Annotated in this window: 2 protein-coding genes; both read right to left on the bottom strand. The window is 45.5% G+C overall.

The window, feature by feature from the left end:
- Window positions 1–547, bottom strand: a 547-nt coding sequence (locus A3751_RS15800) for a cytochrome bc complex cytochrome b subunit (protein WP_197466403.1), incomplete at its 3' end; no start/stop codon positions are given.
- Window positions 547–877 (bottom strand): ubiquinol-cytochrome c reductase iron-sulfur subunit (gene petA, locus A3751_RS15795; protein WP_068457828.1); only part of this gene is annotated, 331 nt, incomplete at its 5' end. The genes A3751_RS15800 and petA, both read right to left, overlap by 1 nt.

Raw genomic sequence — 877 nt, 5'->3', positions numbered from 1 at the left:
GATTTAGCGTGATACCTGAAATGAGATAATCGCCACGAATCCACAGAGCCAGATCTTCACCAATAAAAGGAATTGCACCAAAGAGGTTAACGATTACCTGAGCACCCCAGTAAGACATTTGCCCCCACGGAAGCAAATAGCCCATGAATGCCTCAGCCATCAAGGCTAAGTAAATCGTCATCCCGAAGATCCAAACCAACTCCCTTGGTTTCTTATATGAGCCGTAAAGCAAGCCACGAAACATATGGAGATATACAACCACAAAGAACGCAGAAGCGCCTGTAGAGTGTAGATATCGCAACAACCAGCCATATTCAACATCACGCATGATGTATTCAACCGATGCGAAGGCACCTTCAGCTGAAGGGTTGTAACTCATGGTTAGCCAAATACCAGTCAACAGCTGATTAGCTAACACTACAAAAGAAAGCACACCAAAAAAATAAAAGAAGTTAAAGTTTTTTGGCGCGTAATACTTGCTCATATGCTTTTCAAAAGCATTTACCACTGGCAGTCGAGCATCAATCCAAGAAATAAGCTTTTGCATTATGCTGCCTCCTCATCGACACCAACCATGATGGTTTCATCATCTAGGTATTTATACGGTGGAACTACGAGATTAGTTGGTGCAGGAACGCCCTGGAATACACGCCCAGCCAAATCGAAACGAGAACCGTGGCACGGACAGAAGAAGCCGCCCAGCCAGTTTTCGTCGAACTCTTGTGGCTCCACCTCAGGAACAAACTGAGGAGAACAACCTAAGTGCGTACATATTCCGACGATCACCGCGAACTCTGGTTTTGTAGACCGGAAAACACCTTTGACATATTCCGGCTGCTGAGGGACCTCAGACATTGGGTCACGAAGCTTATCATTG

It is taken from the genome of Oleiphilus sp. HI0080, from assembly GCF_001635135.1.
The sequence above is the reverse complement of the archived record's forward strand: the minus strand, read 5'-3'. Positions and strand labels throughout refer to the sequence as shown.